Consider the following 13350-nt stretch of genomic DNA (forward strand, 5'->3'; position numbering starts at 1 on the left):
CGTTACTCCAGAATCAGGGGGTCGCCCGCTTCGGTGACCAGGCGATCGCCCGCCTCGGTCACCAGCTGCGCGCGGTACAGGAAGGTGTGCTGCTGGATCTGCCAGCTGCGGTAGCCGTCACGGATGGCTTCGACCTCGACACGGATCTGCTGTCCACCGCTGCCGGCGGGCGGCGTGTAGGTGTCGGTCGTGCCGCTGATGGCGGCCTGCGTCCGCACCAGCGCCCCGGCGAGGTACCAGCGAACGGTGTAAGTAGTGCCAGGCTCCGGGCCGATGTTGCCCTGCGTGGTGTCAATCAGCTGGTCGGCCTGCAGGAGGCGATCGCGGTGCGCCCACTGCACCGTCAGTTCGGTGCCGAAGGTCCACAATTCCGGCGGGTAGGCCTCGCCCTGAAGGCGCAAGCGGCCGGGCGGATAAGGCCGGATCTGGCGACGTTGCAGCGTCAATCCGATCGTCGTGGCCAGATCCGGGTTCAGCTCGCCCTGGCTGGTGCGTGTGATCAGCTTCGCCTGGGGCGATTCGTTGGCCATGTACTCACGGCCATCGAAGCCGACATATTCGTCGGTGAACCACACCCGCGTACCCACGGCATGCGGCATCGGCACAGTGTCCACGCAGCCACGGGCCACGGTCAGCGTCGCCGCCACCGGGTCGATCGAGACCACCCGGACCAGCTCGTCATCGATCAGCGCCTCGGTGCCGACCTCGATCATGTCCAGGCTGACGCCGGCGGACAGGGCGATGGCCGTGGTGGTGGCCGTCATTGCGGTGATCAGCAGGCCAGTGGGAGCGAAGTCGGCTGCGCCCGCCTCGGCGAACGGCGCGCTTCCCAACCGGGTCTGCAACGTGTAGCCGAACGCCACCGAGGTCGGCCGTACACCGATCGACGTCAGGTAGCCGACGTCAGGCGACACAGCAGCCAGCTCCGACGCCCCGAGAGTCGTGGCCAGGTCGCGGTAGCTGGCCTCCTGCAGGCGCTGCACGGTGACCGGCTTGGGCTTGGTGTCCGGCTCCACCCAGGCATTCTCGGAAGGCTGGATGTAGCTGGCAGCGGCCATGCCGGCGACGTCCTGGACGACGGTCAACACCACGGCCGTCTCGGTCTGTGTGCCGTCGTCGACGTCCAGGATGCGCACTGGCATGCGGGCAACGCCGCGCCGTGGCCACGACAGGGCACGCACCTGCCCGCGCTTGAAAGGGCCGGCATCCTGACGCACCCGGATCTTCACCCTGCAGGGCAAACTGCTCACTGCAGCTACTTCGCGCGCCGCAACCCGCCCCGCGAGTGCTGCGTTCCACAGGCCGGGATAGTTCTTGCGACTGCTGACGACCCGGCCCTGCGCCTGAACGCTGGCCAGATTCTGGTAGGTGACAGCTGCGTCCTTGTTGGTGGCGATATCCCGGTAGACGACCGTGATCTCGTTGACGCTGTCTTCCAGCATCGGCTGCTGCCACTCCAGCAGCTCGATGATGTTCGCCGGGCCGATCTCTTCCAGGGTGGCTGGGTCATAGTCCGGCCGCACCAGCACCAACTCGGTCAGCCCCGTCACCGGATCCTCGATGCGCATGCCACCAATGTGGTCGCACACCATGTCCATGAACTCGCCTGCAGGAACGGATCGGGACCACTTCAGGCACAGGCCGAACCCTTCGTTCTTCAACGTCTGTGCCGCCTTGCGGAAGCTTTCGTCGTTGATCACGTCGATCGGGTGGCCCATGCCCTCTGTGCGCACCTGATAGATGATGTGGGCCGGGTTCATACCCTCATCGATCTGCACCAGGTCACCCTGCCAAAGCCCCTTCTTCCAGCCTTGGCGCCAGCGCGAGACCTTCTTCGTCCAATTCTTGATGTACGGGTTCATGGCCGACACCTGGCCATTGAAAACTGTCGTGAACAGGCCACGGGCGGCTGGCCACGGGCCGGGCACCAGCGACTGCAGGTAGGTGCTGGGCATCTGGGCGGGCTCGCCCATGCGCACCTCCAGCGTGCCGACGATGCCGCCTTCGCCCTTGTCGCCGCCGAAGATCTCCGGCGCCAGGATGGTGATCGAGCGAGACGCTGTAATCGGGCCGGTGGCAGGCACCGTCCTGGGGATGTTCATCCCGAGCACCTTGGTCCACGCCGTTTGCGCGCTACCGTCCCAGACCTTGCGGTCGCCTACGCGGATCTCCCGCAGTGCGTCCACCGGGCCGAGGCATTCGCCCATATAGAGGGCCATGTAGTAGCGATAGCCTACGGTCTGTTTCTTGCCACTACCCACGGCCAGCCTCCTCGCGGGCGATCGCCGCCAGGCGCCGTGCGAAGGCGTCGTCCAGCGCTTCGAACTGCTCTACCGGCAGGCCTTCATCCAGGAAGCGACGCAGATCCAGACCGTGACGATCCATCCAGCTGCGGATGCCGGCGGCGCACAGCACGCCGCTGTGTTCGCCCAGCTTGGCCGCGCGGGCGTGCTCGACGGTAACCAGGACAGGACGATCAATCACTTCTTGCCACCCTTGACCTTGATCGGTGTGGTGCGCAGATCGCCGTAGAACAGCACGTTGGGATCATCGATCCAGTTCGTACCGAAGACCATGCTGCACTCGCGACCGTCCTCGGCGGTGGGGACATTGAAGTCCTCCAGGGCGGCCGGCTTCGGAACCGTAGGCTTCGGGCGCATCACGTAACTGACGATCAGCGCCACGATCATTACGACGATTTGAACCCACATGGGAGGCTCCTTTAGAAGATGGGATCAGGTCCGAAGGGGTTCTTCGGCGGTATGGTGTGCTGGCCGCCGTAGTTCGGTGCGTTGTTGAACTTCTCGTGGCAGATCTGCAGGGCGTGGCCACAGCCGGGGTAGGCGGATACCAGCGCGCCCGCTGCGAGCGGCGCTGCGGTAAGCAAGGTGAGGGTCGGCCCAACATGGCCCACCACGAAGCGGTACTCGACGGCCGTGCCCTGGACCCACTTGATGAATCCACCGACGAACCAACCGTCCGGCTTCGCCGTGAAGGCAGTGGACGTGATCGTCTGAGCGGATGCGGCTGACAACACGCCATCGACCCGGAACAGCTCCGGATTCAGACCGCAGTCGGCGTCGAACAGCGCGAACGGACACTGCGCCTGCCAGCACCGGCGCAGGCCGTTCGTCGCAGCGGCGCCGGCATTGCTCTGGCAGGTCAGGAGCAGATCATTCTGCCGCTCGCTGAAGTCGCTCAGCACGCCGTTCCAGGTGCCGCGGATCGCGCCGTCGCTCTTCCGAATCCGGCGCCAGCGAACGACGATGCGATCGGTCGGCGGATATGGCCGCAGGACTGACGCCAAAGAGATGGACAGCGGTACGGTCACCTCCAGGTTGGACCTGGCCTCCTGTGCCGACTGGCCAAGGCGACCGCGTTTGATCGCCTCGGGGCTGAACGGCTGCGCATCGTAGATCTCGACTCGATCGCTGGACGTATAGCGCCAGCGCTGGGAACCGCGCCCAAATTCATACAGTTCGACATGGCGGGAGAACAGGCTCATGGTTCGCTCTCCTCAGCGCCAATGCCGGCGAAGGACACGCGGCAACGCGCGACGCCCTCACCATCGGTTTCATGGGACAGCTCCACGGTGTCGGAACTGAGGCGGGCCAGCACCATCCAGCTGATCAAGCGGATGGCACTCGGCTGCAGGGCGATGCCGTGCGGCACGTCCAGCTGCAGGAACTCCCGCTGTGGATCCAGCTCTGTGGCCTCAAGCAGCTGCCGGTACAGCACCTGGCCACTGAACAACTCGATGCGCAGGTGGCGCCGGCCGGACTGAGCACGCCCGAAGCGAGCCACACCCGCCCAGGCGACCACGATGCCGCTGGAGGTGGTCAGGGCCGGCTCGACCAGCTCCAGGTCGTCGGCCCAGGACGGCACCCACAGAGCGGCCGCCCGGCCTTGCAACCAGTACAGCAAGCTGCGCAGGTTGGCCTGCTCTGTGCGTCCCCAGGTCTGCCAGGCGTGTGACTGCAGTGGCCATGCCTTGCCGGTGATGTCATCGACGGCAACAGGGCCGATATCGCCATCGATCACCACCAGCTGCCGGCCGAACTCGGCCGTCTGCGCCTGGTCGAGGTCGGGACGCTGCTCCAGCACAGGTCGACCGCGATAGACAGCCGCCGGCGCAGCTGCCGGCCAGTCGCAGGTCTCCACCGCAGCCAGGCGCACGGTCGACCGCATGACCTGGTCGGTCACGCGTTCCAGGCTGGGGGTCTCGGCAATACGAGCAGTCCTGCAGGGCAGCACCCGTGTGCCAAGTGCCCAGGCGTTGGCCGTGGGGCGGGCCAGCTGCAGACTGTCAGCGGCAATGTCGGCCACTTCCACCAGCTCGTAGGTGGTGACGTCCTTCCAAAGCATGGCCAGGCCGCCGGGGCGGTAGTCGCGCTGCGTGGCGGCCTGTACCGGGATGGACTGCACCCCCAGCGCCAGGCGCGCACTCAGCCACGACACGTCGTTCCAGACCGGCAGCGCCCAGGTACGCGCCGACCAGTCGAACAGTGCGTGTTCAAGCACCTGCCGCTCGCGCCGGTCGGCCAGCACGCTGAACTCCCAAGAGCGCCTCGGCGAGCCACGCAGCGGAAATCGCGCTTCGCCGCCACCGACCGACTGCTGCACGTCCGTCGCCCAGGCCAGGGTTTCCGACACCGGGCGGGACCAATCCGGCGGCAGCATCCAGGCCGACATGCGGTTGCCGGTAATCGTGACGGTGCGACGCCCGAGAGCCACGAAGTCGTAAGACAGCGTAGCCGCGATCACCGGCGGGCCTTCGGTCGTGACCGACAGCTGCCAACGGCGCAGCTGCAGGGGCGCAAACGGCAGCGGCGGCGCTCCGGGACCCACCATCTGAACGCCCTCGCCGTTCTCAAGGGTTGCAGAGGTCAGGGTCTGCTGCTGGAGGTAGGAGTTCCAAACCTGGACGTAGCGCACCTGGTTGGTGACCAGATTGCCCAGGTCGATGCGCAGTGGCAGCACGTGGATGCGGTAGTACCAGTCATCGAACGATGTGCGCTGCTGGGGGCCGCTGGATCGCTGTTCGGGCTCCTCGATGGTCGATTCTTTGGTCGACCCGGTGAAGAAACCCAGCCGTGCAGCTGCGCCGCGAAACTGGAGAGGAATGCGGGTGCGCGGTATCGCCAGATTGCCACTGCGCCAGTTGGGCCCTGTGCTGCTCTGCGTGGTGAGAATGATGGCCATCAGGACTTCTTCACAGCCCAGCCATAGTTGCCGCTGGCCGGAGGCGCGTTGGTCACGCTGCTCATGGCCAGCTTGCGCAGCCAAGGAAACACCATCCATGTGTCTTCGCCGATGGTGATCTCCTGCTCGGGCTCGAGCTTTTCCAGGTAGCAGGCACGAAGTCCGGGCACTCGCCCGATCGGTGAGAGGTACACACCGGTACCGGGGCGGCGAATGCTCAACTGAATCGGATGAAGCACGCTGCGGCCAGAGAAAGTGTTCTCGTCGCCACCTGCGAGGGCATAACCCAACCACATACTGTCCAGGCTGGAGGAAGTGCTCGACTGGTAGATAGATCCGACACCGGATCCTGCCTGACCTTCGGCATCCAGCGTGCTGCCGTAGTAGTTGCAGATCCGGCTGTAATTGTTCGCGCGGCCATCTTCAGCCGAATCCGCACGCACATGCCCACACCCCGTGGTGCTGGTGTTGTGGCCGAACAAGACGACGTTGTTGCCGTTCTGGCTGACCATCCCGCTATAGCTTCCCGTGCGCGCCCAATAGGTCCCGTCGACATACGTGCCGCCCGTGTATGCGCCAGCCTTCTCAAGAACGCCGAAGGTGTGATGGCGGTACTCGCCGGCAACGGCCTGGGCGATGGCGACGTGGATCGCATTGCCGTTGGCGAACAGCTTCAAACGGGGGAATGGGCCAGCCAGTTCGTATGTCGAGATGTCGCGCGGGGACACCAACGGCTGTACGGACGGTGCTCCGTTTCCGTCATAGCCAATCGAGATGCGAGACCTCAGGCTCAGCTGGTCGGTGTTGAAAAGATGAACGTAGTCGGAGACGCCAGGAATGCGGAGCGTGGCGGTGCGATTGGCACCGACCAGGTTGTTGCGCTCGACGGTCCAGCCATTGGCCTGCGCGAACTGCACCACCAGGTCGATCAGGGTCTGTACGTTGGGAACATTGGTGAATTCGGCGTAGGCCATCTCTTACTCCAGAGCAAATGCGGCGTACTGCCCGTCGCCTGTTCGATAGACATTGGGGACCAGCAGATGGTCAACCCCGTTGACCGTAGCGATCTGTTCAGCTGTGGCACCGAAGGCCGGTGTGTAGAAGACGCCATCAAAGCTGCCGTAGAACTGACCGCCCTCCGGGACCTCGCTGACGCGCGACCCGCGATCAACGCTGCCCGAGGTCCAGCCCACCGCCATAAGCTGACCGCGCTGTAGCCAGCGCTGACCATCCAGGCAGCTGCGGAGGTTCTGGTTACCCACATATGGGTTCCAGGGCATGGTGATGCGGCCCGTGGCCATGTACGTGGTGGTGTACCCATTACGAACGGGCAGCCACGCCTGCATCGGCGTGAAGAGATAGCCTTGACTCAACGAGTCGTTGCTCTGTCCGTCCGCGATCGCATTCCAGAAATTGGAGTGGCCGTAGGTATCCAGCGACGCTACACCGTTACTGCCCAAGAAAGAGCCACCGATGAAAAGCGGGTAGCTCCAGTCGCCCGGCAGGTGCTCCGGCAGGATGAACCCAGCATACAGAGCGTCATAGCGCCCGTTGATGCGGGTGATCACCTTGAAGCAGCGGCCGTTGGCAATAAACCAGTATTTGATCGGTGAATTGACGCCCAGGATCGACACGTAGTTCGAGTTCGCACCGGGCTGCGTGAGGATGCCTGGGAGATCCGGGTTGTACGCCGTGTGGCCGCGCATGCGCATGTTGTAGTAGTTGCTGGCCGGCACTACCCACGCCTGCAGTGACACGTAGATCTCATCCTCTCCGGAGAGCCCACGGCCCTTCAGTGACACGAAATCGTTGGCCGCGATCGGGCCGCTGGCCACGCCGCCCACCACCTGCCACTGCTGGTTCGCTGCCACCAGGGCCGCGTTGGTGGTCAGGAAATCCCGGAGGCGGGCCATGAGGTCGGTGATATTGGCTGCGGTGTCGGTTGCCCAGGCCATGTTCAGAGTCCCAGTACTTGGCGGATCGCCGCAGAGTTGCGGTTGATCTTGTTGATGACGGTGGTGTCGCTGCCCGGGTCGTCCAGGTATTCGCCGAACAGCTCTGGCGACACCTGGTTGATTACGCGCAGGCCCAACTGCGCGGCAGTGCTCGGCGGCGCCGAAGCTGCGCTGGTGAACACGGGGGACCGCTGCAGCGTGGGCAGCGCTGCCACATGTCCTCCGTCGGCATAACCGCGCCATCGTTCAAGCGCTGCCATACCCACCCGATTGAAGTCATAGAGGAACGCCAGGGCACCAGGCTGGCGCACCACTTCCTGGCGATGGACGAATTCACCCGCGTGGACCGTGCCGGCCTCCTGATACTTGCTGCCGGGGCCGGTGTAACCGCCGACCGCGTAGCTTGCAGCCGCTTTCACAGCAGACGCTGCGGCCATTGCCTGTGCGGCAGCCTGCATCTGGATGGCCGCTGCCGTCACTGCGGATGCTCCGGTGATCAGGCCGGAACCAGAGGTATTAAGAGCGGCCGCGCTCGTGGTAACTGCCGCGGCGCCGGCGGTAACGCCTGCAGCAGCACTCGAAAGGGCCGCCGCCGACGCCTGGGTGGCGGCTGCAGCTGCTGCATCGGCGCCGACGTCCACGCCCTTGTCGAACACCATTGAGGTGATTCGATTGGCCAAGGCCTGTGACCATTGATCGGCCACAAACTCAGCCAAGCCGCTGGAGACGGACAGGAAAAACCCGCGCACCGCGTCGGTCAACGAAGCGCTTCCATTGGCCAGCGACATGAAGGCTTCTTTGAAGCCGGTCTGAAGCGTGGTCCTAACGGTTTGCTGAAGCAGGTTCGTGGTCTGAACCATCTCCTTGAGCTTCAGGTCGATCTGATCGACTGCGGCGATTGCTTCCGGCGTTCCCAGTGCTGTTGCCGCTGCTCGCATCTGTGGAACAAGATCCCCCAAGGCCGAGCTCTGCTTCTGATACAGGTCCACCACGCGTTGCTGTGCGTCGGCTTGCGTGATCAAGCCTGCTTCCAGCTCCACTTGGATTCTTTGCTGGCCCAGCGCGATGCCGGCCATGACCTGGTTGTAGGTTTCCTGAAGGTTCTTCAGATCAGTGCTGGCCTTGCTCAGGTTGAGGAGCTTGGCAACATCTGCAGCATCAGCAGACCGTCCGGCAGCCTCCAGCTCTTCCTTCAGCTTCGTCAGCTCGCGCGTGGTCTTGGCCAACTCTGCATCGGGACCACGTCCTTGCAGGGCCGCAATGCGATCACGGATGTCCAGCATCTTGCGGTCGGCTTCGACCCGGAGGTTGGCCAGATCCAGCCTCTTGGCTTCGTCCAGCAGCTCCTGCTTGGTCTTCGCCGAAGCGTTCTGGAAATTGCCCTCGGCAATGGCCGCCTGGATGCGGGCGGTCTCGGTTGCCTTCTTGCGCGTTTCATCCAGGGTTCCGACCAGATCGATCTGCTGTTTGAGTCGCTCCAGCTCCCGCTGTGCCGCGGTCTCATCTTTCTGGCTCTCGGTCTTCGGGGTCTTTCGAGTGCGCTCTTTGAACTTCTCCTGCAGCTGGGCAATCCGCTTGTCATAGGCGCCGCCGCTGACGCTACCGTCGTCGCCGAAGCTGACACCCTTGAGGAGGTCGCTTCCTGGATTGGCCTTGCGCAACTCGCGGAACTGCTTGGCAACCTCTTCGGTTGCCTTCTTCAGCTTCTCCGCCTTGCTGGCACCCTCTTCGAGACCTGAGGCTATCGCCTTGGCCGCGTCGACGCCGGCATCCTGGATCCGCTGGGCCTGGCCGGCGCTCTCGGCGGCATTGACGTCACGATCGTAGGCGGCCTGCGCCTTGCGGAGCCGGTCGATCTGCTTGATCTGCTGGTCGTAGTAGTAGCCGATTGCTGGGGCATTGCCGTTCCTCAGCGCCTGCTGCAGCTGCTCGGTCGTACCGCGCATCGCCGCGGTCTCCGCGCGGAGCATCGCCTCGGAGTCGGTGCGGCCAATGTCCTTCAGCCCTTGCCAGACCCTCTTGAGCGTACGGGCCACTGCATCCCATGCCTGCTCCAGATAGCCCGCCCGCGACTCCATTTCTTTGACGCGCTGGTCACTGACATTGGCAATCGCCTCGAGCGCGGCCTTGGCGGCATCGGTCGCCTTGCCCTGGTCCTCGAGCGCTCGAACTTGTTCGTACACCGCTGCGGTGAGGAAGTGGTACTGCTCGTTGAGCTTGGCCAACGTAGCCGAAGGAGCCTTGGACACCTCCACCACCTTTGCGGTGGTGCCTTCGATCGACTCACCTGTGAGCTTGGCCAGGTTGACTGCGACACTGATTGCAGTGGATAGCGTGTTGGCCGTCAGCTTCCCGCTGGCCGCAAGTTGCTGCGCGGCTGCCGTTGCATCTGAGTATTCGCCAGTGACCGCACCGACGGCATTCGCTTGGGCATAGAGCTGTCCACTGGACACACCAAGTGAATGGCCGGTCGAGATCACAGCGGCGTCGAAGGCTCGCAGCTGCTTGTAGCCCTGCAGCGCGGCAAAGCCAACAACACCCAGTCCGGCGGCCACACCGCCCAGGACGACCACCGTGGGATTGAGCGCACTGGTGAGCGCGCGCGCGGCCGGGACCACGCCGCCGAAGGAATCCTTCAGCTGGCCACCCTGCTGGATGGCCACCATCCAGATCGGCATGCCGCTGACGATGCTGGTGGTGATATCGGTGATCTGCGCCGGCAGCTGGCGCATGGCCATCTGGTACTGGCCGGCCGAGATCGCCCCGGCGCCCAGGCTGCGGCTGTTCGCTTCGGCAACTTTGACGGCGTTACGTTGGACATTAATGCCCGTCAGGGCACGGTTGTACTGTTCGCGGCTGATGCGGCCGGCATCCACCGCCGCCTTGAGCTCCTGCTCGTCCCGTTCCAGCTTCTGCAGCTTTACCGATGCACTGTCATAGCGCCCTAGGGCGCCCTCAACAGCACGCTGGCGCTGTTGCTCCGACCGAGCCAGGCCTGCTTCCTGCTTATCCAGCGCCTTGAGCGCGCTGTTGTAGTCCTCGGTGGTGATCAGGCCGCGCGCCATCACCCGATCAAGCATCGCCTCGGTGTCGGCCAGATCGGACATGCTCGCCGCGCCGCGCTCCAGACGTGCATCGAGCTCGGAGATGAGGCGGATCTCATCGGCCACTGTTTTCTGCACTGCCGCGCCGGACGTTCGGACGCGATCTGCGGCGGTGGCCACATCCGCCGACATGGCCTTGGCTGATTCTCCTGCCGTGGCCATGCCCGCCGCGCCGGCGGCCGCCTTCTGGCCAGCATCCTCCATTTGGCTGCCCGAGGCGGAGCTGCTGCGGGCGGCCCGATCCAAGGCATCAGCGGCCTTCTTCGCCTCTTTCGTGACGTCGCCCAGGCCGGCGCCGGCATCCTGGCCGGCACCCTTGACCGAGGCGAGCCCCTTCTGGACCACTGGCAGCGCCTGGCGCACCTGCTCGATGTCCAGGGCGATACGCATCGCCAGTTCGAGGTTGCGCGAGGAAGCCATTGTTATTTCAGATCCTTCAGCAAGGTGGTCATCGAATTACCGCCGGCATACGCAGCGTTGGCGTCGGTAATGCGCTCCCGCCGTGCCCGCCGCTGCTGAGCCTGGACGTGCTCCCAGGCGAGGGATATCTGGCGCTTGGTCATGCGACCGATATCGCCAAAGCTGCGGCCGTAGCCAGCGTTGATCAGGTCGGTGAAGACGCGTCCGTAACCGACGGGAGTGCCTTTTGACTGACGGCGTTTCGGAGCAGGCGGCGGAGAAAAAAACTGCTATTGGCCTGCCACCACAACAGCAGCATCTGTTCGCCGTCGGTTTCGTTGAGCGTCTCCAGCCACGCTTCCTGCTCCCGCACCTCGGCTGCGTGGTCCTTGGCATCAGCCGGCGGCGCTGCGATCGAGCATGCCAGTAGATGCCGGATCAGATCCGGGTGGGACATAAGTGCATCCATCACCTGCAGCATGGAAGGCGGATCGGCGCCCTCGAACAGCGGCTGCAGATCCCCAACCAGTGGCGCGGCGGTCTGCAGAATGCGAGCGGCCTCAAAGAAGCCGTACTCGCGCACTGTGATGGTCTTTCCGCCGAGCTGCCCCTGCTGCTGTCCGGCCAGCACGTCCAGCTCACCGGCTACGGCCCCCGGATCCGTAGTGCCGGATCCGGAGGACTGCTGACCGACATTGCCGATCACCTTGGCCATCAGGCTGCATCCACCAGCAGGGCGCGGGCATACAGGCCGAAGCGCGGATCGGCCTGTCGTACCGGGTCGATCTTGGCCTCGCCGGTGAGCGCAATCTCACCGAAGGTGTCATTGATCAGCGACAGCGTTTCCGACGCCGGGAAGGTGACGCGGTGCACCTCGCCGCGGAAGCGCATCGTGGTGCCGTCAACGCTGTTGACGCCGTCGAAGAGCACGTAGTACTCGGACTTGGTGCTTTCAAAGACCTTTACCAGGCTGTGCGCAGCGTACTCGTACGTCTTGGCCACCACCGCCGTCTTGGCCGTGAGGAAAGTGATGATGCCGGTGGTCAGGTTGACGGTGTAGTCAGTGTCCAGCACCAGCGGCGCGGCCGGGGTGCCCCCTTCCAGTACCAGCGCGCTGATCGCCGCATACTCCAGTGCGACCACGTCACCCGGCTTGACCGTGCCAATGGCCTCGTTGGCCGCTGAGCCGGCAGCCAGCTCCATGCGGGTGCCGTCGGTGGCCAGCGCCAGGTGATCGGTGTTGAGCTGGCCCAGGGTCAGATTGACGCCGAGGTTGCGCTCGGTGGTCATGGTAGCGCCCACACCGCGCACACCCGACCAGCTCTCCTTCTTGGTTTCACGGGTGCTGGACATGGTCAGCTCCAGGACGCTGGCGTCGTACGCCCAGCGCGCTGGTGCGCGGCTGCCGTCGGGATTGCGCAGGCCCAGGTACACACGTCCCTGCAGGGAGAAATATTCGGTCTCGGACATGGCTTACTTCGCCTCCTGGGCGCTGGCAGTGGTCGGCTGGCCACTGGCCTTGCGCGACGTGTTGGGGGAAGAATCAGTCTCGGGGGCGTCGATGAAGCCGCGTTCGACTGCCCAGGGCACAAGGTCGGCGGGAACCTCGACTGTTTCGCCGGCGGCAATGGGCTTGCGCGACAGCGTCAGGCCCGGCTTCTTGATCGTGTATTTCTGGGTGGTCATCGCGGGATCTCAGGTTGAAGAAGGGCTTGGGTCTTCCATACGTCGACCCACAGGGCGGTAGCGGCGTCGTAGTCCTCCAGGTTGCCCTCGATGAGCTGGCAGGCACGGCCACCGGCAATGGGCGGCGTCCAGCCCAGCAGGGGTTGGCGAACCTTGCCCAGCAGGATCCGGAGCTCATCGATCACCTGGCCGCCGCGCTGTTCGCGGTAGTTGCGGCACACGGTCACTACCGCGAAGTTCACTTCGACCAACTGCGCCAGGCGCGTCTGCTGGCCGGGAAGCGAAGCGCCGGTCTTGGTCTCCAACGGCATCTCGCGGGCCAGCAGCACGTAGCAGCACGGCGCAGGGAAGTCGCGCAGCGCCTGGACGGCGGCGTAGTCGGCGCTGCCCTGCACCTGACGCAGTTCCTTGTCGCTGACGCCCTGACGGATGCGATCGCGCACCAGGCCAATGTCGAAGGGCTGCGTGCTCACCGGCCGTAGTCCTGCAGGGTGCGGTGGCTGAACTCCCGCGGCGGTGCACAGACCTCGGGCGCGCCGCCACTGGGCGCAGGCAGCGGGTCGTCGGCGCCGAGGCTGAACTTGCCATCGCGTACCAGTTCCAGAAAGCGCAGTGCTTCCTTGTAGTCGCGCACCACCGGATCGGTGCGCTCCTCGGTGTTGACCCGATCCTTGTGCAGCAGGTAGCGCGCAATCCAACGCGCCCAGGTGGACACGATGCCCGGTACCGGCGTCGGCAGCGGCACCGGATAGGGCTTGGGCTTGCGCATGACCAGGTAGCCGTTGATCAGGCTATCGGCGTCATCCAGGGCACGCTGCACGTGCGCGGCCGCCTCATCGGCAATTGCCACGTCGGCTGGGTCGAAGGCGCTGCGATCGCCGCCGAGCAGCGTGGCATCCATCAGCGCATCGTCCACGATCGGATAGCGCTCCGGCGTGGCCACCTGCGCCAGTTCCTGGGCGAGCTTGGCCGCCGACAGCAAGGCGAGCGTGCAGTAGGACATG

General features: G+C 64.7%; 14 protein-coding genes. All 14 read right to left on the reverse strand.

Translation table 11 applies throughout. The annotated features are described in order from the left end of the window. Window positions 1-2: 2 nt before the first annotated feature. From GIW57_RS06610 to GIW57_RS06675, 14 genes are read right to left on the reverse strand one after another with little or no spacing between them, the layout of a single operon-like run. Window positions 3-2261: a phage tail protein gene (locus GIW57_RS06610; protein ID WP_236509546.1), complete on the reverse strand. Its 2259-nt coding sequence runs from the start codon at window positions 2259-2261 to the stop codon at window positions 3-5. Further along, window positions 2254-2484, reverse strand: a complete 231-nt coding sequence (locus GIW57_RS06615; protein ID WP_236509548.1) for a hypothetical protein — start codon at window positions 2482-2484, stop codon at window positions 2254-2256. The genes GIW57_RS06610 and GIW57_RS06615 overlap by 8 nt, the downstream gene beginning before the upstream one ends. Further along, window positions 2481-2711: a hypothetical protein gene (locus tag GIW57_RS06620; RefSeq protein ID WP_040006695.1), complete on the reverse strand. Its 231-nt coding sequence runs from the start codon at window positions 2709-2711 to the stop codon at window positions 2481-2483. Before GIW57_RS06620 ends, GIW57_RS06615 begins: the two co-directional genes overlap by 4 nt. A gap of 11 nt (window positions 2712-2722) precedes the next feature. Beyond that, entirely contained in the window at window positions 2723-3505 is a 783-nt protein-coding gene (locus GIW57_RS06625) for a phage BR0599 family protein (RefSeq protein ID WP_236509555.1), read from the reverse strand. Further along, window positions 3502-5202 (reverse strand): hypothetical protein, encoded by a 1701-nt coding sequence (locus GIW57_RS06630; protein WP_236509557.1) that lies wholly within the window; start codon window positions 5200-5202, stop codon window positions 3502-3504. The genes GIW57_RS06625 and GIW57_RS06630 overlap by 4 nt, the downstream gene beginning before the upstream one ends. Continuing rightward, complete coding sequence (locus GIW57_RS06635; RefSeq protein WP_125432875.1) at window positions 5202-6176, reverse strand: hypothetical protein; 975 nt, start codon at window positions 6174-6176, stop codon at window positions 5202-5204. Before GIW57_RS06635 ends, GIW57_RS06630 begins: the two co-directional genes overlap by 1 nt. A gap of 3 nt (window positions 6177-6179) precedes the next feature. After that, window positions 6180-7157 carry a hypothetical protein gene (locus tag GIW57_RS06640; protein ID WP_236509559.1) on the reverse strand — a complete coding sequence of 326 codons (978 nt, stop codon included), beginning with the start codon at window positions 7155-7157 and terminating at the stop codon, window positions 6180-6182. A gap of 2 nt (window positions 7158-7159) precedes the next feature. Continuing rightward, complete coding sequence (locus GIW57_RS06645; protein WP_236509560.1) at window positions 7160-10681, reverse strand: phage tail length tape measure family protein; 3522 nt, start codon at window positions 10679-10681, stop codon at window positions 7160-7162. A 2-nt stretch (window positions 10682-10683) separates the two neighbouring features. Then, window positions 10684-10824, reverse strand: coding sequence for a hypothetical protein (locus tag GIW57_RS06650; protein ID WP_153857040.1), 141 nt, complete (start codon window positions 10822-10824; stop codon window positions 10684-10686). A 41-nt stretch (window positions 10825-10865) separates the two neighbouring features. After that, entirely contained in the window at window positions 10866-11375 is a 510-nt protein-coding gene (locus GIW57_RS06655; RefSeq protein WP_148239591.1) for a DUF6631 family protein, read from the reverse strand. Then, window positions 11375-12130: a hypothetical protein gene (locus GIW57_RS06660; protein WP_180167700.1), complete on the reverse strand. Its 756-nt coding sequence runs from the start codon at window positions 12128-12130 to the stop codon at window positions 11375-11377. The genes GIW57_RS06655 and GIW57_RS06660 overlap by 1 nt, the downstream gene beginning before the upstream one ends. Before the next feature lie 3 nt (window positions 12131-12133). After that, window positions 12134-12346 carry a hypothetical protein gene (locus GIW57_RS06665; protein WP_111111879.1) on the reverse strand — a complete coding sequence of 71 codons (213 nt, stop codon included), beginning with the start codon at window positions 12344-12346 and terminating at the stop codon, window positions 12134-12136. Then, on the reverse strand, window positions 12343-12819 hold the full coding sequence (locus GIW57_RS06670) for a hypothetical protein (RefSeq protein WP_236509562.1): 477 nt from the start codon (window positions 12817-12819) through the stop codon (window positions 12343-12345). Before GIW57_RS06670 ends, GIW57_RS06665 begins: the two co-directional genes overlap by 4 nt. Next, window positions 12816-13349 (reverse strand): DUF1320 domain-containing protein, encoded by a 534-nt coding sequence (locus tag GIW57_RS06675; RefSeq protein ID WP_236509564.1) that lies wholly within the window; start codon window positions 13347-13349, stop codon window positions 12816-12818. Before GIW57_RS06675 ends, GIW57_RS06670 begins: the two co-directional genes overlap by 4 nt. Between the last annotated feature and the right edge of the window lies 1 nt (window position 13350).

The organism is Stenotrophomonas sp. PA-6-5C, from assembly GCF_021605635.1.
Taxonomy (GTDB): Bacteria; Pseudomonadota; Gammaproteobacteria; order Xanthomonadales; family Xanthomonadaceae; genus Stenotrophomonas; species Stenotrophomonas lactitubi.